Origin of the sequence: Bradyrhizobium sp. STM 3562 (assembly GCF_045571435.1) — a bacterium.
Taxonomy (GTDB): Bacteria; Pseudomonadota; Alphaproteobacteria; order Rhizobiales; family Xanthobacteraceae; genus Bradyrhizobium.
Genome location: NZ_CP120694.1, coordinates 8,108,656 through 8,131,321 on the forward strand (window position 1 = coordinate 8,108,656; position 22,666 = coordinate 8,131,321).

23 protein-coding genes, 1 tRNA gene and 1 other RNA gene are annotated in these 22,666 nt (G+C 64.1%); 15 read left to right on the plus strand and 10 right to left on the minus strand.

Annotated features, from left to right (window positions below; translation table 11 throughout):
• Positions 1-216: 216 nt before the first annotated feature.
• Both P6U23_RS37465 and P6U23_RS37470 read left to right on the plus strand, forming a co-directional pair.
• The gene (locus P6U23_RS37465; protein WP_407177298.1) at positions 217-804 is read left to right on the plus strand and encodes a TetR/AcrR family transcriptional regulator; all 588 of its coding nucleotides are present in this window, start codon (positions 217-219) and stop codon (positions 802-804) included.
• Between the two features lie 80 nt (positions 805-884).
• Complete coding sequence (locus P6U23_RS37470; RefSeq protein ID WP_407177299.1) at positions 885-1,400, plus strand: hypothetical protein; 516 nt, start codon at positions 885-887, stop codon at positions 1,398-1,400.
• A gap of 125 nt (positions 1,401-1,525) precedes the next feature.
• Here P6U23_RS37470 and P6U23_RS37475 read toward each other — a convergent pair.
• A tRNA-Arg gene (locus P6U23_RS37475) sits at positions 1,526-1,602 on the minus strand.
• 245 nt (positions 1,603-1,847) lie between these two features.
• Positions 1,848-3,323, minus strand: a complete 1,476-nt coding sequence (locus tag P6U23_RS37480; protein ID WP_407177300.1) for a sensor histidine kinase — start codon at positions 3,321-3,323, stop codon at positions 1,848-1,850.
• A 505-nt stretch (positions 3,324-3,828) separates the two neighbouring features.
• Here P6U23_RS37480 and rpmH point away from each other — a divergent pair.
• The 10 genes from rpmH (at position 3,829) to dapE (ending at position 12,915) form a co-directional block, all read left to right on the plus strand.
• A complete protein-coding gene (gene rpmH, locus P6U23_RS37485) occupies positions 3,829-3,963 on the plus strand; it encodes a 50S ribosomal protein L34 (RefSeq protein WP_407177301.1) in 135 nt (44 codons plus the stop codon).
• Positions 3,964-4,009: 46 nt separating this feature from the next.
• The gene (gene rnpA / locus P6U23_RS37490; protein ID WP_407177302.1) at positions 4,010-4,387 is read left to right on the plus strand and encodes a ribonuclease P protein component; all 378 of its coding nucleotides are present in this window, start codon (positions 4,010-4,012) and stop codon (positions 4,385-4,387) included.
• Between the two features lie 28 nt (positions 4,388-4,415).
• Positions 4,416-6,275 (plus strand): membrane protein insertase YidC, encoded by a 1,860-nt coding sequence (gene yidC / locus P6U23_RS37495; protein ID WP_407177303.1) that lies wholly within the window; start codon positions 4,416-4,418, stop codon positions 6,273-6,275.
• 157 nt (positions 6,276-6,432) lie between these two features.
• Positions 6,433-7,086 (plus strand): ribosome biogenesis GTP-binding protein YihA/YsxC, encoded by a 654-nt coding sequence (yihA, locus tag P6U23_RS37500; protein ID WP_407177304.1) that lies wholly within the window; start codon positions 6,433-6,435, stop codon positions 7,084-7,086.
• Positions 7,083-7,454, plus strand: a complete 372-nt coding sequence (locus P6U23_RS37505) for a DUF423 domain-containing protein (protein ID WP_407177305.1) — start codon at positions 7,083-7,085, stop codon at positions 7,452-7,454. The genes yihA and P6U23_RS37505 overlap by 4 nt, the downstream gene beginning before the upstream one ends.
• Before the next feature lie 72 nt (positions 7,455-7,526).
• Positions 7,527-8,423, plus strand: a complete 897-nt coding sequence (gene argB, locus P6U23_RS37510) for an acetylglutamate kinase (RefSeq protein ID WP_407177306.1) — start codon at positions 7,527-7,529, stop codon at positions 8,421-8,423.
• 32 nt (positions 8,424-8,455) lie between these two features.
• The gene (locus P6U23_RS37515) at positions 8,456-9,613 is read left to right on the plus strand and encodes a DUF1036 domain-containing protein (RefSeq protein ID WP_407177307.1); all 1,158 of its coding nucleotides are present in this window, start codon (positions 8,456-8,458) and stop codon (positions 9,611-9,613) included.
• A gap of 168 nt (positions 9,614-9,781) precedes the next feature.
• Positions 9,782-10,492 carry a pyrimidine 5'-nucleotidase gene (locus P6U23_RS37520; protein WP_407177308.1) on the plus strand — a complete coding sequence of 237 codons (711 nt, stop codon included), beginning with the start codon at positions 9,782-9,784 and terminating at the stop codon, positions 10,490-10,492.
• Positions 10,493-10,717: 225 nt separating this feature from the next.
• A complete protein-coding gene (gene dapD / locus P6U23_RS37525; RefSeq protein WP_407177309.1) occupies positions 10,718-11,563 on the plus strand; it encodes a 2,3,4,5-tetrahydropyridine-2,6-dicarboxylate N-succinyltransferase in 846 nt (281 codons plus the stop codon).
• 197 nt (positions 11,564-11,760) lie between these two features.
• Positions 11,761-12,915 carry a succinyl-diaminopimelate desuccinylase gene (gene dapE / locus P6U23_RS37530; RefSeq protein ID WP_407177310.1) on the plus strand — a complete coding sequence of 385 codons (1,155 nt, stop codon included), beginning with the start codon at positions 11,761-11,763 and terminating at the stop codon, positions 12,913-12,915.
• A gap of 87 nt (positions 12,916-13,002) precedes the next feature.
• Here the strand turns inward: dapE and truA are convergent, their stop codons facing one another.
• The 3 genes from truA to def all read right to left on the minus strand — a co-directional run bounded on the left by truA (position 13,003) and on the right by def (position 15,444).
• On the minus strand, positions 13,003-13,740 hold the full coding sequence (gene truA / locus P6U23_RS37535; RefSeq protein ID WP_407177311.1) for a tRNA pseudouridine(38-40) synthase TruA: 738 nt from the start codon (positions 13,738-13,740) through the stop codon (positions 13,003-13,005).
• 114 nt (positions 13,741-13,854) lie between these two features.
• Positions 13,855-14,787, minus strand: coding sequence for a methionyl-tRNA formyltransferase (fmt, locus tag P6U23_RS37540; RefSeq protein WP_407177312.1), 933 nt, complete (start codon positions 14,785-14,787; stop codon positions 13,855-13,857).
• Between the two features lie 129 nt (positions 14,788-14,916).
• Positions 14,917-15,444, minus strand: a complete 528-nt coding sequence (def, locus tag P6U23_RS37545; RefSeq protein ID WP_407177313.1) for a peptide deformylase — start codon at positions 15,442-15,444, stop codon at positions 14,917-14,919.
• Positions 15,445-15,614: 170 nt separating this feature from the next.
• Here def and P6U23_RS37550 point away from each other — a divergent pair, with 170 nt between their 5' ends.
• Positions 15,615-16,823: a DNA recombination protein RmuC gene (locus P6U23_RS37550; protein ID WP_407177314.1), complete on the plus strand. Its 1,209-nt coding sequence runs from the start codon at positions 15,615-15,617 to the stop codon at positions 16,821-16,823.
• A gap of 148 nt (positions 16,824-16,971) precedes the next feature.
• On the plus strand, positions 16,972-18,342 hold the full coding sequence (locus P6U23_RS37555) for an AmpG family muropeptide MFS transporter (RefSeq protein WP_407177315.1): 1,371 nt from the start codon (positions 16,972-16,974) through the stop codon (positions 18,340-18,342).
• An 86-nt stretch (positions 18,343-18,428) separates the two neighbouring features.
• Here P6U23_RS37555 and P6U23_RS37560 read toward each other — a convergent pair whose 3' ends face one another.
• The 5 genes from P6U23_RS37560 to ffs form a co-directional block, all read right to left on the minus strand.
• The gene (locus P6U23_RS37560) at positions 18,429-18,860 is read right to left on the minus strand and encodes a hypothetical protein (RefSeq protein ID WP_407177316.1); all 432 of its coding nucleotides are present in this window, start codon (positions 18,858-18,860) and stop codon (positions 18,429-18,431) included.
• Between the two features lie 24 nt (positions 18,861-18,884).
• On the minus strand, positions 18,885-19,490 hold the full coding sequence (gene recR / locus P6U23_RS37565) for a recombination mediator RecR (protein ID WP_407177317.1): 606 nt from the start codon (positions 19,488-19,490) through the stop codon (positions 18,885-18,887).
• A gap of 19 nt (positions 19,491-19,509) precedes the next feature.
• A complete protein-coding gene (locus P6U23_RS37570) occupies positions 19,510-19,836 on the minus strand; it encodes a YbaB/EbfC family nucleoid-associated protein (RefSeq protein WP_024509280.1) in 327 nt (108 codons plus the stop codon).
• Positions 19,837-19,931: 95 nt separating this feature from the next.
• Complete coding sequence (locus tag P6U23_RS37575; RefSeq protein ID WP_407177318.1) at positions 19,932-21,779, minus strand: DNA polymerase III subunit gamma/tau; 1,848 nt, start codon at positions 21,777-21,779, stop codon at positions 19,932-19,934.
• 160 nt (positions 21,780-21,939) lie between these two features.
• Positions 21,940-22,036, minus strand: an RNA gene (gene ffs / locus P6U23_RS37580) — signal recognition particle sRNA small type.
• Positions 22,037-22,242: 206 nt separating this feature from the next.
• Between ffs and P6U23_RS37585 the strand changes: the two genes are divergently transcribed.
• Complete coding sequence (locus P6U23_RS37585; protein WP_407177319.1) at positions 22,243-22,662, plus strand: HIT domain-containing protein; 420 nt, start codon at positions 22,243-22,245, stop codon at positions 22,660-22,662.
• The last annotated feature ends 4 nt before the right edge of the window (positions 22,663-22,666 follow it).

Sequence of the window (22,666 nt, forward strand, 5' to 3'; positions counted from 1 at the left end):
AGTCGCGATGCAGGTCTGGCCGCGCACGCGCCCATGGCGAGACAGTAGCGGTGTTTTGCGATCACTGCCTTGCCGATGGTTGGGGGCGGGCTAAGGACAATGAAGATGGGAACCACGTCTACGCCATAGTTACCTAATTCTACACTACCCCTATTCCTGTTTGTTGCTCGCCCTGCAAGGCCTTGACGGCCTTCCTACTAGAAGGTAGCCAAAGGTATGAGCAACTTGTCTACGACCTCCGACGATATTCTGGCTTGTGCACGTTCTCTGATCGTTGCCGGCGGCTACAACGGTTTCAGTTATGCCGACATCGCGGATGTGGTCGGGATTCGTAAGGCGAGCATCCATCACCATTTCCCAAGCAAGGTCGATCTGGTCCGAACGCTAGTAGCGCGGTATCGGGAAGAAGCTGAGGCTGGGATAGCGAATCTCGAACTTCAGGCGTCCAATCCGCTCGAACAGCTTCGGTTCTACGTTGGGTATTGGGAAGCCTGCATCGCGGATGCCAGCGCTCCGTTTTGTGTCTGCGCACTGTTGGCAAGCCAGCTCCCCGTCCTGCCCGAGGAAGTTGGCTTGGAGGTCCGCAGGCATTTCCGCTCCCTGTCGGAGTGGCTGACATCCGTGTTGGAGCGCGGCGCGCGGCGCGGCCAACTTCAACTGACGAATACCCCTCGTGCCGAGGCCGAAGCGTTCATGGCGACCGTTCACGGCGCGATGCTTTCGGCGCGAGCCTATGGCGATCCGAAGATATTCGGTGTCGTGACAGGCCCGCTCTTGCAGCGATTCGCCCCAGGTAGGTTCTAGATTTCAAACAACCATGGCCATGATCGCTCCACGACGCTCGTCGAGAACCCCTACCTACTAGTCGAAAGGACAAGACCGATATGTTTGGAATTTCACCACTGGGCTGGGTCCATACGCTCGGCAGCCTGCCTGCCATTCCGCTAGCTGTATATATGTTTGCCCGTCACGGGCGGATCGTGCCTCGGTCAAGGCCCGGCGCCGTTTACTTCGTCTCGATGCTGATCGGCGCGGCAACGGCGTTCTTCGTCGCGCATCAGCCGGTGAGCTACGGTATTGGCGCGGTAACGATCCTGCTGCTGCTCGCCGGATACGGCATCGATCGCATTTCGAGCTTTGGGCGTGCGGGCAAGTACCTCGAAACAACCTTCCTCAGCCTGACGACATTTCTGCTGATGGTGCCGACCGTTACCGAAACGCTGCGCCGTGTTCCAGACGGCCACCCCTTTGTCACCGATCTGAACTCGCCACTTCTCCTGGGGTCACAGGCCAGTCTTCTCGCCATCCTCATCGTCGGCTTGACAGCCCAAATCATCTATTTGCGTCAGCAAGGCAGGCTCGCGGCGTTCGCCTCGCCAGCCAAGGCGTCTGCCGAATAATGTGGGCGAGCAGATAACGCGGCGACGGCGTTCAACGCCGATGATCGACCGTCAATGGGGAGTGCCGGCCTCGCTACGGTCGCACATCCCCCTCGCATCGCTGATCTAGACACTCATGGAAGACTTGGCGCGCCCGGAACGATTCGAACGTCCGACCCTCAGATTCGTAGTCTGATGCTCTATCCAGCTGAGCTACGGGCGCGTTTTTCGCATCTGGTGGCGGGCGGTGAAGGCCCGCTTGCAATCCGAGATCAGGTCGGAAGGCCGCGAAAGCGGTCCTCTAGCTAGCGGCTTCGGTCCCAATTGGCAAGGTCCGTGAGGGGCTTTTGCGAGCCATTTTGGGCTGTCGTTCCGGGGGCTCGCGCCAGCGGACAAACCCAAAAGCTCGAGATTCCGGGTTCGATGCTGATGCATCGCCCTCGAATGAGGGGATGAGGGTGAAAGAGCCTAGGCCCTCGCCCGCTCGTTGCGGATGGACAGGAGTTCCACCGGACGGTCGGGGATGACGATCCGGAAGGTGGCGCCGATGGTGCCCTCGACGAGCTGGATGTTGCCGCCATGGGCACGGACGAGTTCGGCGGCGATTGCCAGCCCCAGGCCGCTGCCGCCGGGCCGGCCCGAGGTCTGGAAGGCCTCGAACAGATGGTCGCGCGCCTTTTGCGGCACGCCGGGGCCGGTGTCGGACACTTCCAGGATGGCGACGGCGCCCTCGCGCCGGCCGCTGACGCGGATCTGCATGGGGCGATCGCTGTTCGGGTTGCTCTCCAGCGCCTGCGCCGCGTTGCGCACGAGGTTGAGCAGCACGCGAAAGAGCTGGTCGGGATCGGCATCGACCGCGAGCCCGCGCTCGATCGCCGTGATCCAGGTGATCGAGGCGTCGCTGGCGAGCCCCGCGGTCTCGCGCACCTCGGCCACGATCGCCTCGACCGGCATCATGCGGCGATCGGGCGCGGCCTCCTGTGCCCGGCCGTAGGACAGCGTCGACTGGCAGAACGCGATCGCCCGCTCCAGCGAGCGCATCAGTTTCGGCGCAAAGCGCTGCACCCGCGGATCCGGCACGCTGGCCATCTGGTCGGAGATGAGCTGGGCAGAGGCGAGCAGGTTGCGCAGGTCATGGTTGATCTTGGAGACCGCCAGCCCGAGCGCGGCGAGCCGGCTCTTCTGATGCAGCATCGAGACAAGGTCGCGCTGCATGTCGGACAGCTCGCGCTCCGCCACCCCGATCTCGTCGCCGCGCTGGCTCGGGACGATGATGCGCGCCGAGCTTTCGGGGTCTTCGTGGAAGCCGACCAGGCTTGCGGTCAATCGCCGCATCGGCCGCACGAACAGGAAATGCAGGGCGAGATAGACCAGCGCCGCAGTCAGCACCGCGATGATCAGCGACACCACGACGAGATTGCGCGAGAAGCGAAACATCGCCTGCCGCAGCGGTCGCTCGTCGGTCACCACCTCGATGAATTGCGCATCTCCCGACGCCGGGCCGATGACGCGGATCACCTCATGGCCGCTTTCCAGCATCATCTCGAAGGAGCCGGTGATCGCCGACCACACCGTCATCTCCCGCATGTCGATGTCGTGGTCGATCGCGGCCGGAAGGTCGGCGCTGGCGAGCAAGCGCCGCTGCTGGCCCATCTTGATCGCAACCGCGCGGGCCTGGATGCTCTTGAGAATCTGCCGGGCGAGCGAATCCGGGACCATGCCCAAGGGCGCCGCATCCAGCACCAGCGCCGCGGTGTTGGCGGCGGCCAGGCGGTCGTTCAGCCGATTCATCCAGAAGTTGGCGATCGCGGGCACATAGATCAGCACTTCCGCGATCATCACCAGCGGAATGGTCAACAACAGCAGCTTGCCCGAAAGGCCGAGCCGGCGTGGCGGTCTTGGCCGGGGCACTTTCGTGGTCGGCTGGTCGGCGGTCGCTGACACGCTATATTCGCCTCTGCTGCCCTGCACAACAATGCGACCCGCCCCAAGATCGGTCAAATTACGGATCGCTCATGTGCCCGAGCGCCACGACATTGCCTCGAATTGTCGTCGCGCTCTATCATTTTGTTCGAAATCTTTTGCGCGAGCACGATCTCTTCGGGGAGACCGGTTCCCGCCTTTGCTGATGGTGCCCGATGGGTTCCGTGATGTATGTCCTGAGCCGGCTCTCTGCCAGCTCAACCCGAAAACACCGCAAAATCCATTATATTCGAGTTTAATGACAAGGTTCCAGCCGGTCGCGCCCAGCCTGCCTGTGGCATCCGGCGCGATTGACGAATGTGGGTCGCTCCCGTATAAGCCGCGCCAATCGTCCGCGATGCCCTTGGATATACCGGGGCCGGCCCCTCCGGGCCGGAAGCGGCCCGTTTTGGGCCCTTAAGCATTACCGGACTTCATCTCTCAACTCTTACAACTGGCAAATTGCCCGGTCAGCGGAGAACGACCCGTGAAGCGGACTTACCAACCCAGCAAACTGGTGCGCAAGCGCCGTCACGGCTTCCGCGCCCGCCAGGCCACCACCGGCGGCAAGAAGGTCTTGGCCGCGCGCCGCGCCCGCGGCCGCAAGCGCCTGAGCGCCTGAGCTTTTAGGGCGTCAGCTTCAGGGCATTCCTGCCGGAGATCCATCCATGGAGCGGCTGAGGCAGCGGGCGGACTTCCTCGCCGTTGCCAATGATGGCGCACGGGTCAACACAGCCGCGTTCACCCTGCAGTCCAGGCGCCGCGACGATCAGGGCCCGCCCCGGATCGGCTTCACCGTCAGCAAGAAGAACGGCACCGCCACCGAACGCAACCGTATCCGACGCCGGCTCCGCGAACTGGTCCGGCGGATCGATGACGTAGCGTGCGACGACATTGCGCCGAATAAGATGGCGCTGCGGCCGCACAATGATTATGTGCTCATCGGCCGACGGCCTGCGCTCTCGCGCGATTTCAAGACCATGCTCGACGATCTCCGCACCTCGCTGGATCGTCTCGACCGGCAAACCGCCAAAGCCCGTCCTTAAGAACCGGATTGGATGAGATTTTTGACTGATGACCGATAATCGCAACACCATCATCGCCATCGTCCTGTCCGGCCTGGTGCTGATCGCCTGGCAATATTTCTACAACATCCCGCAGATGGAGCGGCAGCGCGCCGAGAGCCAAAAGCAGGCCGAGCTTGTGAAACCGGCGCAGCCGAGCCCGACCGCCTCGCCGGCTACGTCTTCAACCTCGCCACAGGCCGGTCACGCGCCTTCCGCAGCACCTGCTGCCAGCAATGCAAACGCGCCTGCCGTGAGCCGCGAGGCCGCGCTTGCGGCCACACCGCGCGTCAAGATCGAAACGCCCAGCCTGGAAGGGAGCATTTCGCTGAAGGGCGCACGGATCGACGACCTGTCGCTGGTGAAGTTCCGCGAGACGGTCGATCCCCACTCGCCACCGATCGTGCTGTATTCGCCCTCGGGGACCGCAGAGCCCTATTATGCGGAGTTCGGCTGGGTGCCCGCGGCGGGCTCGTCCGCGAAGCTGCCCGACCAGAACACGGTGTGGCAGCAGGAGAGCAAGGGCGACCTCACCCCAACCAATCCCTTGGTGCTGAAATGGGATAATGGCGAGGGCCTCAGCTTCCATCGCACGATTTCGATCGACGACCGCTATCTCTTCACGGTCAAGGACGAGGTCAGCAATAGCGGCAATGCGCCGGTCACGCTCTATCCTTACGCACTGATCTCGCGCCACGGCACGCCGCAGGTGTCGGGCTATTACATCCTGCACGAAGGCCTGATCGGCTATCTCGGCGACGAGGGCCTGCAGCAATTCACCTACAAGAAGATCGACGAGGCCAAGTCGGTGGGCTGGAAGGTCACCAATGGCTGGCTCGGCATCACCGACAAATACTGGGCCTCCGCGCTGCTGCCCGACATCCATGCGCAGTTGCAGGCGCGATTCTCGTCGAACCTCATCAACAATGTCAGGACCTACCAGACGGACTATCTGGAGGACGCGCAGACAATCGCGGCCGGCGGCAGTGCCAGTGCCTTCACCCGGCTGTTTGCCGGCGCCAAGGAGGCCAGTGTCGTCGGCCTCAATTTCCCGGTCTGGGGCTTTGGCGGCTACAACCGCGAGCTCTCGCTCAACCATTTCGATCTCTTGATCGACTGGGGCTGGTTCTATTTCATCACCAAGCCGATGTTCCTGGCGCTGGACTTCTTCTACCGCCTGTTCGGCAATTTCGGCATCTCGATCCTCCTGGTGACGGTGATCGTCAAGCTGCTGTTCTTCCCGCTCGCCAACAAGTCCTACGCCTCGATGGCGAAGATGAAGTCGGTGCAGCCGCAGCTCCAGGCGCTCAAGGAGCGCTATCCCGACGACCGTGTGAAGCAGCAGCAGGAGATGATGGAGATCTACAAGAAGGAGAAGATCAACCCGGTCGCGGGCTGTCTTCCCGTCGTGATCCAGATCCCCGTGTTCTTCTCCCTGTACAAGGTGCTGTTCGTCACCATCGAGATGCGGCATGCGCCGTTCTACGGCTGGATCAAGGATCTCTCCGCGCCCGATCCAACCAACCTGTTCACGCTGTTCGGGCTCATTCCGTTTGATCCGACGCAGATCCCCGTGTTCGGGCACTATCTCGCGCTCGGCATCTGGCCGATCATCATGGGCATCACGATGTGGTTCCAGATGAAGCTCAACCCGGCGCCGCCGGACCCGACCCAGAAGATGATCTTCGACTGGATGCCGCTGATCTTCACCTTCATGCTGGCCGGCTTCCCGGCGGGCCTCGTGATCTACTGGGCCTGGAACAACACGCTCTCGGTCATCCAGCAGAGCTTCATCATGCGCCGTAACGGCGTGAAGGTCGAACTGTTCGACAATCTCAAGGCCACGTTCGCGCCGAAGAAGGCGACATAGCCTTGCGTGCCGCCGCCTAGAACAGTCTCTATTTCGTCATGCCCGGCCTTGTGCTGCCTTGTGCCGGGCATCCACGTCTTGTCTTAGAGTGTAGAGAGAACCTAGACGTGGATGGCCGGGACAAGCCCGGCCATGACGCAAACGGCAAGCAGTTGGCATGATGGCCGATATCGATGCGGAGCTGATCGAAGCGGGGCGGACGCTGTTCGCCGGCGAGTGGCGCTTCGTTTACGCCGCGCCCTCGATCGCGGTGTTGCCGCCGATGGGGCCCACCGAGGTCGCCTTTGCCGGGCGCTCCAATGTCGGAAAATCCTCGCTCATCAACTCCCTGACCGGCCGCAACAACCTGGCGCGCACCTCCCACACGCCCGGCCGCACCCAGGAATTGATCTTCTTCGAGGGACCGCAAAAAGCCGGCCTGCGCCTGGTCGACATGCCCGGCTACGGCTATGCGCAGGCGCCGAAGACCAAGGTCGCGGCCTGGACCGCGTTGATCCACAAATTCCTGCAGGGCCGCGCCTCGCTCGCACGGGTCTATGTGCTGATCGATGCGCGACACGGCTTGAAGGACGTCGATCAGGACGTGCTGAAGACGCTGGACAAGGCGGCCGTGAGCTATCAGCTCGTCCTTACCAAGGCGGACCAGGTCAAGGCCACCGAACTGCAGGTGCGCATCAACGAGACGGAAGCGGCCCTGGCCAAACATCCCGCCGCCTTTCCTGAAGTGCTGGCGACGTCTTCACGCTCAGGTACCGGGATGGCCGAACTGCGCGCGGCGATGGCCCGCCTGCTGCAGGAACGCGGGTCGTGAGCAGCGCCCGTCGCATTCTCGTCATCCTGGCCGGCGTCATGGGCGCCGATGGCGTGATTCTCGCCGCCCTGTCGGCGCATGGCGGCAATGCCGCCCTACTTACGCCCGCCTGCTCCATGCTGCTGTTTCATGCCAGCGCCGTCTTGGGAACGGTGGCGCTTGCCGAGCGCGGCCTCGTCGATCCCAAGCCTGGCCTCGTTGCCGCGCTCGGCTTTGTCGTGGCAGCTTTCCTGTTCGCCGGCGATCTGACGATCCGGCAATTTGCCGGGCACAACCTGTTTCCCTATGCAGCGCCGACCGGCGGCACGCTCCTGATCCTGAGCTGGCTCCTGCTCGCGGTGGCGGCCGCGTGGCCGCGCCGCGCCTGACACTTTGCGCATAGCGCGCCAATCGGATAGAAACCGGCCCGAGTTTCCGCCTCCCGCCCGCGAGATCCATTGATGACCGACGTGCCCGACATCAGCCCGCTCGATCAGGCCCGAATCCTGTCCGAGGCGCTGCCGCATATGCAGCAATATGACGACGAGACGATCGTCATCAAATATGGCGGCCACGCCATGGGCGCCGAGGACACCGCACGCGCCTTCGCGCGCGACATCGTGCTTCTGGAGCAGACCGCGATCAACCCGGTGGTGGTCCATGGCGGCGGGCCGCAGATCGCGACCATGCTGAAGCGCCTTGGCATTCAGTCCGAATTCGCGGCAGGCCTGCGCATCACCGATGCCGCCACCATCGAGATCGTCGAAATGGTGCTGGCCGGATCGATCAACAAGCAGCTCGTCGGCTACATCAACGAGGCCGGCGGCAAGGCGGTCGGCCTCTGCGGCAAGGACGGCAACATGGTCAGCGCGGTGAAGGCGAGCCGCACCATGATCGATCCGGGCTCGCATATCGAGAGGGTGGTCGATCTCGGCTTTGTCGGCGAACCGGAAAAGGTCGACCTGACCCTGCTCAACCAGCTCATCGGCTATGAGCTGATCCCCGTGCTGGCGCCGCTAGCGACCTCGAAGACCGGACAGACTTTCAACGTCAATGCCGACACTTTTGCGGGCGCCGTCGCCGGCGCGCTCAAGGCCAAGCGGCTCTTGCTGCTCACCGACGTGCCCGGCGTGCTCGACAAGTCGAAGAAATTGATTCCGGAACTCTCGGTGAAGGAAGCCCGCAAGCTGATCGCCGACGGCACCATTTCCGGCGGCATGATCCCGAAGGTCGAGACCTGCATCTACGCGCTTGAACAGGGCGTCGAGGGCGTCGTCATCATCGACGGCAAGACGCAGCACGCCGTCCTGCTCGAATTGTTCACCAATCAGGGCACCGGCACGCTGATCCACAAGTGATGGGCGGGCAGCGGCCGCAAGGGAAAATCGTCATGGCCGGGCTTGTCCCGGCCATCCACGCGTCTTCAAGCCGAAAGAAAGACGTGGAAGCCCGGGCCTTCGCCTCGCCGAAGCGGCTCCCGCCGCGCAGGCGGGACGAGCCCCGGCGCGACGAGCGCAGCCAACGGCGGCGCACGTCTGTCTCGATTTGGAAGCGGACCCTGCTCGCACTACCCGCAGCAATCGTCTCATTTGTCGCATCTTCCGCTCCCGCTTCGGCGGACCTCAAAATCTGCAACCGCATGAGCTATGTGGTGGAGGCCGCGATCGGCATCGATGAGAAGGCGGCGACCGCCACACGCGGCTGGTTCCGGATCGATCCGGCGGCGTGCCGCGTGGTGGTGCAGGGCACGCTCGCGGCCGACCGCATCCTGCTCAATGCCCGCGCGCTCGGCGTCTATGGCGCGTCGCCGCTGCCGCAGAACGGCACCGACACGCTGTGCGTTGCCTCGGGCGATTTCGTCATCGCCGCCGCCCGTGAGTGTCGCGCCGGCCAGACGCCGGCGCGCTTCACGCAGGTCACGCCGACGCAGACGGACGACGGCAATCTGGTCGCCTATCTCGCCGAAGACTCCGAATATGACGACGAGCAGGCGCGGCTCGCCGCGATCCAGCGGCTGCTGCTGATCGCAGGCTATGACGCCGCGCCGATCGATGGAGTCGACGGACCCAAGACGCAGAGCGCGCTCGCCGCCTTCTTGAAGAGCCGCGGGCTTTCGTCCGACGTGCTGCAGTCGCCGAACTTCTTCACCACCATGATCGACGCGGTGCAGGCGCCCTCGCCCACCGGGCTCACCTGGTGCAACGACACCCCATACAGGGTGATGGCGGCGGTCGCGACCGAGGACGGCAGGAGCGTGATCAGCCGCGGCTGGTATCGCATCGATCCCGGCAAGTGCCTGCATCCCGATGTCACCGGCCAACCCAGGCAGATCTATAGTTTTGCCGAGGCCGTCGATGCCGACAACCGCACCATCAAGATCAGCGACAGGCCCCTGAACTGGGGCGGCACCAAGCAGCTTTGCACCCGCGAGAACAAGTTCGAAACCAACGAGCAGGGCGATTGCGGCAGCCGCGGCTTTTCCGCGACCGGCTTTGCGGCTGTTGATATGTCGAGCGGCGGCAAGACTATCCGTTTTGCGATGCCGTGATGATGCCACTTGCACCGTCGTCCCTATCCCCACTGTCGTCCTGGCGAACGCGAGGACCCATAACCACAGGCATTCGTTGTTGCGCAGACAGTAACCAAGCGCGTGCCCGATTGATGGATTCCGCGGTATGGGTCCTGGCCTTCGCCAGGACGACGACTTGAGAGAGCGATGCCTTTAGCCGAACCCACCCTCCGCACCTTCGATCATGTCGACACCTGGGTGTTCGACCTCGACAACACGCTCTATCCGCATCACGTCAATCTGTGGCAGCAGGTCGACGTGCGCATCCGCGACTATGTCAGCCGCTGGCTGAATGTCCCGCCGGAAGAGGCGCGGCGGATCCAGAAGGACTATTATCTGCGCTTCGGCACCACCATGCGCGGCATGATGAGTTTGCACGGGGTCAGCGCCGACGACTACCTCGCCTATGTGCACCAGATCGACCATTCCCCGCTCGAGCCCAATCCCGAAATGGGCGCGGCGATCGCAAAGCTGCCGGGCCGCAAGCTGATCCTGACCAACGGCTCGGCCGATCATGTCGACAAGGTGTTGGAACGGCTCGGACTGTCAGGCCATTTCGATGCGGTGTTCGATATCATCGCCGCCGAGCTCGAGCCAAAGCCGGCGCCGCAGACCTACGAGCGTTTTCTCAGGCTTCACGACGTCGATCCGGCCAAAGCCGCGATGTTCGAGGATCTCGCCCGCAACCTCGTCGTCCCGCATCAGCTCGGCATGACCACAGTGCTGGTGGTACCGGACGGCACGAAGGAGGTGGTGCGCGAGGATTGGGAGCTCGAGGGGCGCGACGCCTCGCACGTGGATCACGTCACGGATGATCTGACCGGGTTTTTGGCGGGGCTGGCGAAGCAAAAGACGTAGCCATCGCTCTGGCGAAGCCCGCTCTCTCCGTCATGCCCGGGCTTGTCCCGCCTGCGCGGCCGGAGCCGCTTCGGCGAGGCGAAGGCCCGGGCATCCACGCCTTTCCGCGCGTGCAGCTCCACGTGGATGGCCGGGACAAGCCCGGCCATGACGACCCTACGCTTGACTCCGTCCCGCCAAATCCTGAAAAAGCCTGCCCGCCGCAAAAAACTCAAGGATATCCCGATGTCTTTGTCCGCCCTCGAATCCACCATCAACGCCGCCTTTGACGCACGCGACGGCATTTCGACCGCGACCAAAGGCGAGGTGCGCGACGCCGTCGAGGGCGCGCTCGAACTGCTCGACAAAGGCGAGGCGCGCGTCGCGGAGCGCGAGGCAAGCGGCAAGTGGAAGGTCAACCAGTGGCTGAAGAAGGCCGTGCTGCTGTCATTCCGCCTCAACGATATGAGCGTGATCCCCGGTGGACCCGGCAAGGCGTCGTGGTGGGACAAGGTGCCCTCCAAATTCGAGGGCTGGGGCGAGAACCGTTTCCGCGATGCCGGCTTTCGCGCGGTGCCCGGCGCGATCGTGCGCCGCTCCGCCTTCATCGCCAAGAACGTCGTGCTGATGCCGTCCTTCGTCAATCTCGGCGCCTATGTCGATGAAGCCACCATGGTCGACACCTGGTCCACGGTCGGCTCCTGCGCCCAGATCGGCAAGCGCGTGCACATCTCGGGCGGCGTGGGAATCGGCGGCGTGCTGGAGCCCCTACAGGCCGAGCCCGTGATCGTTGAGGACGACTGCTTCATCGGCGCCCGCAGCGAGGTCGCCGAAGGCGTGATCGTGCGCAAGGGCGCGGTGCTTTCGATGGGCGTGTTCCTGGGCGCCTCCACCAAGATCGTCGACCGCGAGACCGGCGAGATCTTTGTCGGCGAGGTACCCGAATATGCGGTGGTGGTGCCGGGCACTCTGCCTGGAAAACCGCTCAAGAACGGCCAGCCGGGCCCCTCCACCGCCTGCGCTGTCATCGTCAAGCGCGTCGACGAGCGCACCCGCGCCAAGACCAGCATCAACGAGCTGCTGCGGGATTAGTCCTTAATCTGGGTATCAATCCGGTCAGCCTGAGGAGCGCGCGACAGCGCGCGTCTCGAAGGCCGACGGCCCGGCTTTCGCAGCGGAGGCCGATCCATCCTTCGAGGCCTTCGCTGCGCTACGGCACCTAAGGACGACGGGGCGAGTGCATCTCTCTGGTCTGGCCCGCCGCCGCTGCGGCATGTTAAGCGGGAGGCATGACCGATGCCGTTTCCATTGCCCGTGATCTGATCCGCTGCCCTTCCGTTACCCCGGCCGACGCCGGGGCGCTCGGTGTTCTCGAAAACCTCCTCAAAGGCGCCGGCTTTACGGTGCACCGCGTCACCTTCGGCGAGCCCGGCACCGCCGATATCGACAATCTCTATGCGCGTATCGGCAAGGGCGCGCCGCATATCACCTTTGCTGGCCATACCGATGTGGTGCCGCCGGGCGACGAGGCGGCCTGGAGCGTCGGCGCTTTTTCGGGCGACGTTAAGGGCGGCTTTCTCTACGGCCGGGGCGCGGTCGACATGAAGGGCGGGATTGCCTGCAGCGTCGCCGCGGTGCTCGGCTATCTGAAAGACAATGGCGGCAAGCCCAAGGGCTCGATTTCTTTCCTGATCACCGGAGACGAGGAAGACCTTTCGGTCAACGGCACCGTCAAGCTGTTGCAATGGGCTGCCGCGCGCGGCGAAAAGTTCGACCATTGCGTGCTGGGCGAGCCTTCCAATCAGGAGGCGATGGGCGACTGCATCAAGATCGGCCGCCGCGGCTCGCAATCCGGCACGCTTTACGTCGAGGGTCAGCAGGGCCATGTCGCCTATCCGCATCGCGCCCATAATCCCGTGCCCGACATTTCGCGGCTGATCGTGGCGCTCTCCGATGAGCCGCTCGATCGCGGCAGCGCGCAATTCCAACCCTCGAACCTGGAGTTCACCTCGGTCGATGTCGGCAACACCGCAACCAATGTGATTCCCGGCCAGGCGCGCGCCAGGTTCAACATCCGCTACAACGACCTGCATACGCAGGAATCCCTGCGCAAGCTGGTAGAAGAGCGCGTGGCGAAAGCGGCGGGCAACCGCATCCGCGCGCACATCGAGTGGCAGCCGTCGAACTCCAATGTGTTTTTGACGAAACCCGGCCCCTTCACCGACCTCGCGGTCGCAGCGATCGAGGAGATCACGGGACGTAAGCCCGAGCTCTCCACCACCGGCGGCACCTCGGACGCCCGCTTCATCGCGAGCTACTGCCCGGTCATCGAGTTCGGCCTGGTCGGCCAGACCATGCACCAGATCGACGAACGCGCCGCGGTCGCGGATATGGAGAAGCTGACGAAGATTTATCGGGGGATCTTGGATCGGTATTTTGGCTAGCTGACGTTTCGCTCAGCTATCACCCGGTACTCCGCCGTCATGGCCGGGCGGCCTGCCCGGCCACGACGGTGGAGAGAGATTTCTGGCTCAATACTCCACCCGCACCAGATATAGCCCCTCCGGCGGTGCGACCGGACCGCAGGCGGCGCGGTTTTTTGCGGCCAACGCCGCAGCCAGATCATCGGCGCTCCAGCGGCCTTCGCCGACCCAGACCAGGGAGCCCACCATCGAGCGCACCTGGCTGTGCAGGAAGGAGCGCGCCGAGGTCACAATCCGAATCTCATCGCCATCGCGCGTGACATCGAGCTGGTCCAGCGTCTTCTCCGGTGACTTCGCCTGACATTCGGTGTCGCGGAAGGTGGTGAAATCGTGCTTGCCGACGAGCCGCTGCGCCGCCTCATGCATCGCGCCCGCATCGAGCCGACGCGGCACGCGCCAGACACGGCCGATATCGAGCGCGAGATTGGCCCGCGTGTTCTTGATGCGATAAAGATAATGCCTCTTCCTGGCCGAGAAGCGCGCTTCGAAAGTATCGGGGACGATCTCGGCTGCGAGCACCGCGATCGGATGCGGGCGCAAGTGTGCGTTGAGCCCGTCGCGCAGACGGTCGGGCGCAAAAGGTTTTGCAACATCGCAATGCGCGACCTGGCCGAACGCATGCACGCCGGCATCGGTGCGCCCCGCACCATGGACGCGAACAGGCTCGCCGCACATCGCCGCGACCGCCGCTTCCAGCGCGCCCTGCACCGACAGCGCATTGTCCTGGAGCTGCCAGCCGCAGAAGGGGGCGCCGTCATATTCGATGGTGAGCTTGTAGCGGGGCATTTTTCTCCGAAGTCATCCTCCGCGAAAGCGGATGATCCAGTACGCCGCGGCGCTTCAGTTCAGCCGAGAAGCCGCAGCCTACTGGATACCCCGCCCACGCAGGGCATGACAGCGTCATGTAAATCTCGCGCCGACTTTCAGCGGCGTGCCGCGCAAGAACTCCGCGGCCTTCATTGGCGCTTTGCCGGCGCGCTGCAGCTCGATGATGCGGATTGCATCTTCGGCGCAGGCGATGGTGAGCTGATCATCGAGCACCGTCCCGGGGGCGCCTGAGCCCTCGACCAGCGAGCAGCGCAGGACCTTAATCCGCGCCGGCGCGCCTTCCAGCGACACCTCGCTCCAGGCGCCGGGAAAGGGCGACAGCCCATGGATATGTCGAAGCACCGCGTGTGCCGGCTTGTTCCAATCGATCCTCGCTTCCGCCTTGTCGATCTTGGCCGCGTAGGTCACACCCTCGCTCGGCTGCGGTGTGAGTTGGAGCTGACCGCGATCGAGCGCGCCGATGGCGCGCACCATCAGATCGGCGCCCAGCCGCGACAGCCGATCATGCAGATCGGCAGCGGTCATCTGATCGGTAATCGCCACGCGCTCGGCCATCGCGATGTCGCCGGTGTCGAGCCCCACATCCATCTTCATCACCATCACGCCGGTCTCGGCATCGCCTTCCATGATGGCGCGGTTGATCGGCGCGGCGCCGCGCCAGCGCGGCAGGAGAGACGCGTGCAGGTTGAAGCAGCCGTGCGCCGGCGTATCCAAGATCGCCTGCGGCAGGATCATGCCGTAAGCCACGACCACCGCCGCGTCGGCCTTGTGCGCACGAAACTGTTCCAGCGCCTCCGAGGTCTTCAACGTCGACGGCGTGAACACGGGAATCGAAAGCCGTCGCGCCTCCTGCTCCACCGGCGTTGCCTGCAGCTTCATGCCGCGCCCGCCCGGCTTTGGCGCGCGGGTATAGACGGCCGCGATGTCATGGCCGTGAGCGGCCAGTTCCAGCAGCGTGGGCACCGAGAAATCCGGCGTACCCATGAAGATCAGGCGCAGGGGCATTGCTCAACTGCTTCAGTTTTTCTCGTCATGGCCGGGCCTATCCCGGCCATCCACGGCTTTGCTTCCGGCTGGAAAGAAAGGCGTGGATGCCCGCGTCAAGCCCGGGCACGACAGCCGAGAGAAGTTCAACTACTCCACCACGCGCTTGGCGGCCTTTTCAAATTTCTTCTGCACCCGGTCGCGTTTGAGCTTCGAGAGATAGTCGATGAACAGCACGCCGTTGAGATGATCGATTTCGTGCTGGATGCAGGTGGCGAACAGCCCCTCGGCATCCTCCTCATGCATCTTGCCGTCGAGATCGGTGAAGCGCACGCGCACGCGCGCCGGCCGCTCGACCTCCTCGTAATATTCGGGGATCGAGAGGCAGCCTTCTTCGTAAACGGACTTTTCTTCCGAAGAGGTCAGGATTTCCGGATTGATGAAGACGCGCGGTTCGTGCCTTGTCTCACCCTCCTCGCTCTTCTTGGCGAGGTCCATGGTGATCAGGCGCAACGGTTCCGCGACCTGGATCGCTGCCAAGCCGATCCCCGGCGCGGCATACATGGTCTCGAACATGTCGTCGGCAAGCTTCCGGATCTCCGGGGTCACTTTTTCGACAGGTTTGGACACGAGCCGGAGCCGCTTGTCCGGCAGGATAATGATTTCTCTTAGGGCCATGCGCGCGATTTAGGCCCTCGGCCTGTGCCGGTCAATGTGCCGCGGAACCGGTCGACCTCCTGCCACCTGCGAAATTTAGCGCGGCATTAACCATAAAACTTTACCTCCTATTTACCATAAATGTTCTCTCTTCGTTCGCTTCGACTCGCGAATCGGCTAGAGAGGAGGGCATGAACCAGATCCTTTTCGTGATCGGCGACTGGCCGATCCATGCGAACGAAGCGCTGACCGGTTTCGGCGTGCTCACGCTGGTCCTGTTGGCCGCGCTCGTCATCGTGGTGGCGCGCTCGGGCAAACGCGGCGCGGAGCTGGCGGCTGTCCAGGCCATGCGCTCCGATGAGCTCGAGCAGCGCTTGAGCGAGATGCTGCGTGTGCAGAGCGAGGCCAATGGTCGCGTTGACGCGATGGCGCAGGCGCTCGCGGGGCGCCAGGCCGAGATGGCGCGCGCGGTCAACGAGCGGCTGGATTCGGTCACCCATCGCGTCGGCCAATCGATGGAACAGACCACGCGCAACACCCTGGATTCCTTGCGCGTGCTGCACGAGCGGCTCGGCATCATCGACGATGCGCAGAAGAATCTCTCCCACCTCACGACCCAGGTCACGACCTTACGCGACGTGCTCGCCAACAAGCAGTCGCGCGGCGCCTTCGGCCAGGCGCGGATGGAAGCGATCGTGCAGGACGGGCTGCCCAAGGGCTCCTACGAGTTCCAGTACACGCTCTCGAGCGGCAAGCGCCCGGATTGCGTGGTGTTCCTGCCCGACCAGCGGCCGCTCTGCATCGACGCGAAGTTTCCGTTGGAGGCGGTGACCGCCCTGCATGACGCCCGCAGCGACGAGGAGCGCAAGCTTGCCGCGCAGCGGCTGCGCAGTGACGTGCTCAAGCATGTCGGCGATATCGCGGAAAAATACCTCATTCCCGGCGAGACCCAGGATAACGCGCTGATGTTCGTGCCGTCGGAGTCGGTCTATGCCGAAATCCATGACGGCTTTGACGACGTGATCCAGAAGGCCTATCGCGCCCGCGTCGTGCTGGTGTCGCCCTCGCTGCTCATGCTGGCGATCCAGGTGATGCAACAGATCATGAAGGATGCGCGCATCCGCGACGCGGCTGACCAGATCCGCACCGAGGTGATCAATTTGGGCGACGATCTCACCCGCTTGCGCGAGCGCGTGCTCAAGCTGCAGAAGCATTTTAGCGACGTCAACGAGGACATCAGGCAGATTCTGATCTCCGCCGACAAGATCGAAAAGCGCGCCGGGCGGATCGAGGAACTCGATTTCAGCAAGACCGATGCGCCGGTGGAGGCGCCGCGGCTGGTGAAGCCGGCCGCACCCGATCTGTTCCCAGTCCCGCGCAAGCTGCAGGCGGGGGAATAGTTCATCTTGACCGGACGCGTAGGATGGGTTGAGCGTAGCGAAACCCATCACTTCCGGGGATCGGATGAGAAATGGTGGGTTTCGCGTAGCCTGTCATCGGGCGCGCGTTCGCGCGACCCCGTTGGCTCAACCCACCCTACGATTCTGCATGACCCGACCCGAAGTCGCCTCCAAGACCGGCGTGCCCGCTGAGCCGCCCAAACCCACCTGGCGCGAGAGCCTTGCGGTTTACCTGCAGCCGCGGGTGCTGATCGTGCTATTCCTCGGCTTTTCCTCAGGGCTGCCGCTGGCGCTGTCGGGATCCACGCTCCTGGTCTGGATGCGCGAGGCCGGCGTCGATCTCGGCACCATCGGCCTGTTCGCGCTGGTCGGCACGCCCTACACGCTGAAATTTCTATGGGCGCCGCTGATCGATGCGCTGCATGTGCCGTTCTTCACCCACGCTTTCGGCCGCCGCCGCGGCTGGCTGGTGTTCTCGCAAGTCCTGTTGATCGCAACCATCCTGTTGCTGGCGACAGCGGATCCGGCGCGTTCGGCGCTCTTCGTCGCGCTGGCGGCGCTGCTGGTTGCGGCCGCCTCGTCGACGCAGGACATCGTGGTCGATGCCTTCCGCATCGAGAGCCTGCCCGAAAGCGAGCAAGCCGCCGGTATGGCCGCGTACGTCGCCGCCTATCGCATCGGCATGCTGGTCTCGACCGCGGGCGCCCTGTTCATCGTCAGCGGCTTTGAAGGCGCAGGACTCACACGCGGTGCAGCGTGGACGTGGGGCTATGTGGTGATGGCGGGCATGGTGCTGATCGGCACCGTGACGGCGCTTCTCGCCACGGAACCGGAACAATCCGCACAAGCCGAAGCGGCGACGCACGCCGAGACCGCCTTCGTGCGCGTGCTGCATGCCGCGGTCGGCGCGTTCACCGAGTTCCTAAGCCGCAAGGACGCGATCGCCGCGCTTGCCTTCGTGGTGCTGTTCAAATTCACCGACGCCTTTTCCGGCACCATGACAGCGCCGTTCGTCATCGATCTCGGCTTCTCCCGCAACGACTATGCGGCGATCGTGAAAGGCGTTGGCCTCGCGGCCACCTTGATCGGTGGTTTCGCCGGCGGCTTTGTCGCACGGCGCTATTCGCTGGCCGCGAGCTTGTGGATCGGCGGTATCCTGCAGGCGGTCGCCAACCTCTCCTTCTCCTGGCTCGCGGTGATCGGCATCAATCAATGGGCGCTGGCGCTGGCAATATCCGCGGAAAACTTCACCAGCGCGATCGGCACCGTGATCTTCGTCGCCTACCTCTCGGCGCTGTGCCAGAACCCGCTGCATACTGCGACCCAATACGCGCTGCTTACTGCGCTCTCCGCGGTCGGGCGCACGTATTTGTCGTCGGGGGCGGGTTTCGTGGCCAAGGCCGTGGGATGGCCGGCATTCTTCGCGATCTGCGTGGTTGTGGCGGTGCCAAGCCTGCTGCTGCTGACGTGGCTGCAGCGGCGCGGCCATTTCGAAACGCTGGGGCCGGTGAAGGTGTGAGTCCGAGACGTGGGCAGAGCGACGCGAAACCCATCGCCATCGCCACATGGTGGGCTTCGCTTCCGCTGTACCCACCCTGCGGCGGCCTAGTGCCTCACCAAGCTCCACTTGGTGATCACCGCCTCGCTCATTTGCCCGGCATCCTGGGCGCAGGCGACCTCGTCCACCTTCACCGAGATTTCCCTGCCGACGAGAGATTTCAGTTGCGCGGCCTGGGTGCCGCTGGTGGTGACGAGTTGGAAGGTTTCGGGCCCCGTCTCCAGGTTGCAAAGCCCGTTCGGGGGCGGCAGCCGGCGCGGCTCCGTCGTGATCTGATAGGTCGCGACCGGCTTGCCGTCCTTGGCATCGCGCACGCGCAAGGCGTTGAGTTCGCCCGAGAGCACATCGCCGGTATTGATCGGCTTGCCGGCCTTGAGCGGCGCTTCCGCAGGCTGCTCCGCGCGGCCGGCGGAGGCGGGAAAGCTCGCCAGCAAAATCGACGCAAAGGTCAAGCCCATGGCGAATCGTCGCTTCGTCATTCGTCAGTCTTCCGTGTGTTCAGGCTAGAAGAGGGTGCGCTGGCGCATTGCCGCAGATAGCGTACCTTCGTCGAGATAATCAAGTTCGCCGCCGACCGGCACGCCGTGGGCCAGACGTGTCACCTTGACGTTGGCGTCCTGCAACAGATCGGTGATGTAGTGCGCGGTCGTCTGACCGTCGACGGTTGCATTGAGCGCGAGAATGATCTCGCTCACTTTCGGGTCATGAGCACGGGCGACCAGCGCGTCGATGGTGAGGTCCTGCGGGCCGACGCCGTCGAGCGGCGACAGCGTGCCGCCGACCACGTGATAGCGGCCATTGGTTGCATTCGCCCGTTCCAGCGCCCAAAGATCGGCCACATCGGCAACCACCACGATGATCGCCCCATCGCGGCGCGGATCGGTGCAGACTGTGCAGGGATTTTGCGTATCGATATTGCCGCAGGTCTTGCAGATCTGGATCTTGTCGATCGCGACCTGAAGCGCGCTCGTGAGCGGCGACATCAGCGCTTCGCGCTTCTTGATGAGGTGGAGTGCAGCCCGGCGCGCCGAACGCGGACCAAGCCCCGGCAGGCGCGCGAGGAGCTGGATCAGGCGTTCGATCTCGGGGCCGGCGACGGCGCTGGGCATTTCTGACGAGCCGGATGTCTTATGAACCAAGCCCCAGCAGGCCCGGCGGCAGGCCGAGGCCGCCGGTGAAAGCCTGCATCTTTTCCTGCATCGCCGTCTCAGCCTTGCGCCGGGCATCCGCATGCGCGGTCACCAAGAGATCCTCAAGGATCTCACGCTCTTCGGGCTTCATCAGCGAGGGGTCGATCCTGACGCCCTTCACTTCCATCTTCGCGCTCATGCGAACCGCGACCAGCCCACCGCCGGCGAGGCCCTCGACCTCCACATTGCCGAGTTCTTCCTGCATCTGCTGCATCTTGGATTGCAGTTGCGCCGCCTGCTTCATCATGCCGAGAAAATCAGCCATCGGTGCATCCTCTATCGTCTCGCTTGAGCATGGTCCCGTCGGAAAACCACTGCACGCTTTCTCGCTAACGCAGCCCTTCGCGTCCCGATCATGCTCTAAAAATCGTCCTCGTTATCAGGGGCGTCGTCGCCGCCGAACTCGCCGTCACCAAGGTTCGCGCTAATATCGGATTCCGGCGGCTCGGCGGCAAGCCGGCGCACCTCGACAATGCGCGTCCCGGGAAATCGTGCCAGCACTTCCCTGACCCGTGGGTCGGCTTCGGCGGCGCGCTCGCGCTCGTTCTTCTTGACGAGATTCTGCTCGCGCAGGGTCGGTTGCCCCGCCTCGTTGGAGACGACCACAGCCCAGCGCCGGCCCGTCCATAGCTCGAGCTTGCGCGACAGCTCGGTCACCATGCTCCGCGCCGCCTGCGGCTCCAGCGCGATCTCCAGCCGCCCGTCCTCGATGCGAACCAGGCGAACATCGGCTTCGAGCGCGGACTTGGTCAGGAGGTCGCGGTTCTCGGCGGCAAGCGCCACGAGCTGCGGAAAGCTCGTGATCCGCCGAGCCGGCGCTACTTGCGGCTCAGGTGCCGCCATTTGCGGCTGTGGGCGGACGGAAGCCTCGGCGCGCGGCGCTGCCGGCGCACGCGCCGGCGAGGCCGATATCGACGAAACCGTTGAGGCCGGTGCGCCGCGCGGCGCCGCACTCGGCGCGATCGTCGCAGCCGCCCCGCCGTTCTGCTCGATCATCCTGATCGCTTCGTCCGGGGTCGGCAGGTCGGCGACATAGGCAATACGCACCAAGACCATTTCTGCGGCCGCCGCCGGGCGCGTTGCGCCTTGCGTCTCGGTGATGCCCTTGAGCAGCATCTGCCACATCCGCGACAATACCCGCATCGACATCTTTGTCGCGAACTCGCGCGCGCGCAGCCGCTCTGTCTCGCTATAGGCGACGTTGTCGGCGGTCGCCGGGACGATCTTGACGCGGGTGACGAAGTTGACGAACTCGGCCAGATCCGAGAGCACCACGACCGGATCGGCGCCGGTGTCATATTGCTCGCGGAATTCGCGGAACGCGCCGGCGATATCGCCGCGCACCAGCGAATCGAACAGATCGATCACCCGCGTGCGGTCGGCGAGCCCCAGCATCTGCCGCACCGCATCTGCCCGGACCGGCCCCGCCGCATGCGCGATCGCCTGATCGAGCAGCGACAGCGAATCGCGCACCGAGCCTTCCGCCGCGCGGGCGATGATGCCGAGCGCCTCCGGCTCGATCTCGACCCCTTCCTTGGCCGCGATGTTGGCGAGATGCTTCATCAGCACATCGGCCTCGACCCGGCGCAGGTCGAAGCGCTGGCAGCGCGACAGCACGGTGACCGGAACTTTCCGGATCTCGGTGGTGGCGAAGACGAATTTGGCGTGCTCCGGCGGCTCCTCCAGCGTCTTCAAGAACGCGTTGAAGGCCGCGGTCGAGAGCATGTGGACTTCGTCGATGATGTAGACCTTGTAGCGGGCCGTGGCCGGCGCGTAGCGCACGCTATCGTTGATCTGGCGGACATCGTCGACGCCGGTATGGGACGCGGCATCCATTTCCAGCACGTCCATGTGCCGGCTTTCCATGATGGCCTGGCAATGCACGCCGAGGGTCGGCATGTCGATGGTCGGCCCCTTCATCGAGCCGTCCGGCAGCTCATAATTCAGCGCGCGCGCCAGGATGCGCGCGGTAGTCGTCTTGCCCACCCCGCGCACGCCGGTCAGGATCCAGGCTTGCGGGATGCGGCCGGTCTCGAAAGCGTTGGAAACGGTGCGGACCACCGCGTCCTGGCCGATCAGATCGGCAAAACTGGAGGGGCGGTATTTGCGCGCCAGCACGCGATAAGGCTTGGCTGTGCCTGCGGCCGAGTCGAGACCGCCAGGGGCGGCGCTGTCGGGCTTTGAAGAAGGGGCGCCGGCGTCGGTCATCGAGCGATCCGCAAATGAAACGTCTTTCGGCCGGCTTCGATCGGCTGACGGTGCATAGCCTGGCCGCAAAGCCGCAGCCGGTCTTGCGGACGACGCGCCCAAACGAGCGGCGCGGGGACGGGATTCTCGCCCCGTTTTGCGCGTTTCGCTCGAAAAACAGGTAGGAGACTGACGAGCGACCCGATCCGGACCTCGTTAGGGCTGCTTCCTTCCGGACCTGACCCGGTTGGCGAGTGGCTCGTCCACCGCCAATCTCCCGGCCCCTATTTGGGGCCAAAAGGGTCAGAAAGCAAGCGGGGTATTGCAGCTTGTTCCGTTGTGGCCGGGCTTGCCCCCGCCATCCACGACCTGCTTGCTCCGGCCTTGCAAAAAAGGCGTGGATGCCCGGCATAAAGCCAGGCATGACGGGTGTTGTTTGCGGCCCAAGTGTCTGCAACGGTAGGGGATGAATTCGAGAACCCGTATGCCCGAATCCACCTGGTCGCTGCATCCCCAGCTCAAGAAGGACACCATCGATATCGGCGACCTGCCGCTCTGCCGGGTGCTGGTCATCAAGGATGCCAACTACCCATGGCTGCTGCTGGTGCCGCGGCGCGAGGACACGGTCGAGATCATCGACCTTTCCGAGATCGAGCAGGCGCAGTTGATGACGGAAATCTCCCGCGTGGCGCGGGCGCTGAAAGACATCACCAAATGCGACAAGCTCAACATCGCGGCGCTCGGCAACGTCGTACCGCAGCTCCATGTGCATGTGATCGCGCGGCGCCAGAACGACGCCGCCTGGCCGCGTCCGGTTTGGGGCGTGGTGCCGCCGCTCGCCCATGACGCCGAGGAAGTGCAACTTTTCATCAGCGCGCTACGCCGCAAGATCTGGTTGGGTTGAACAG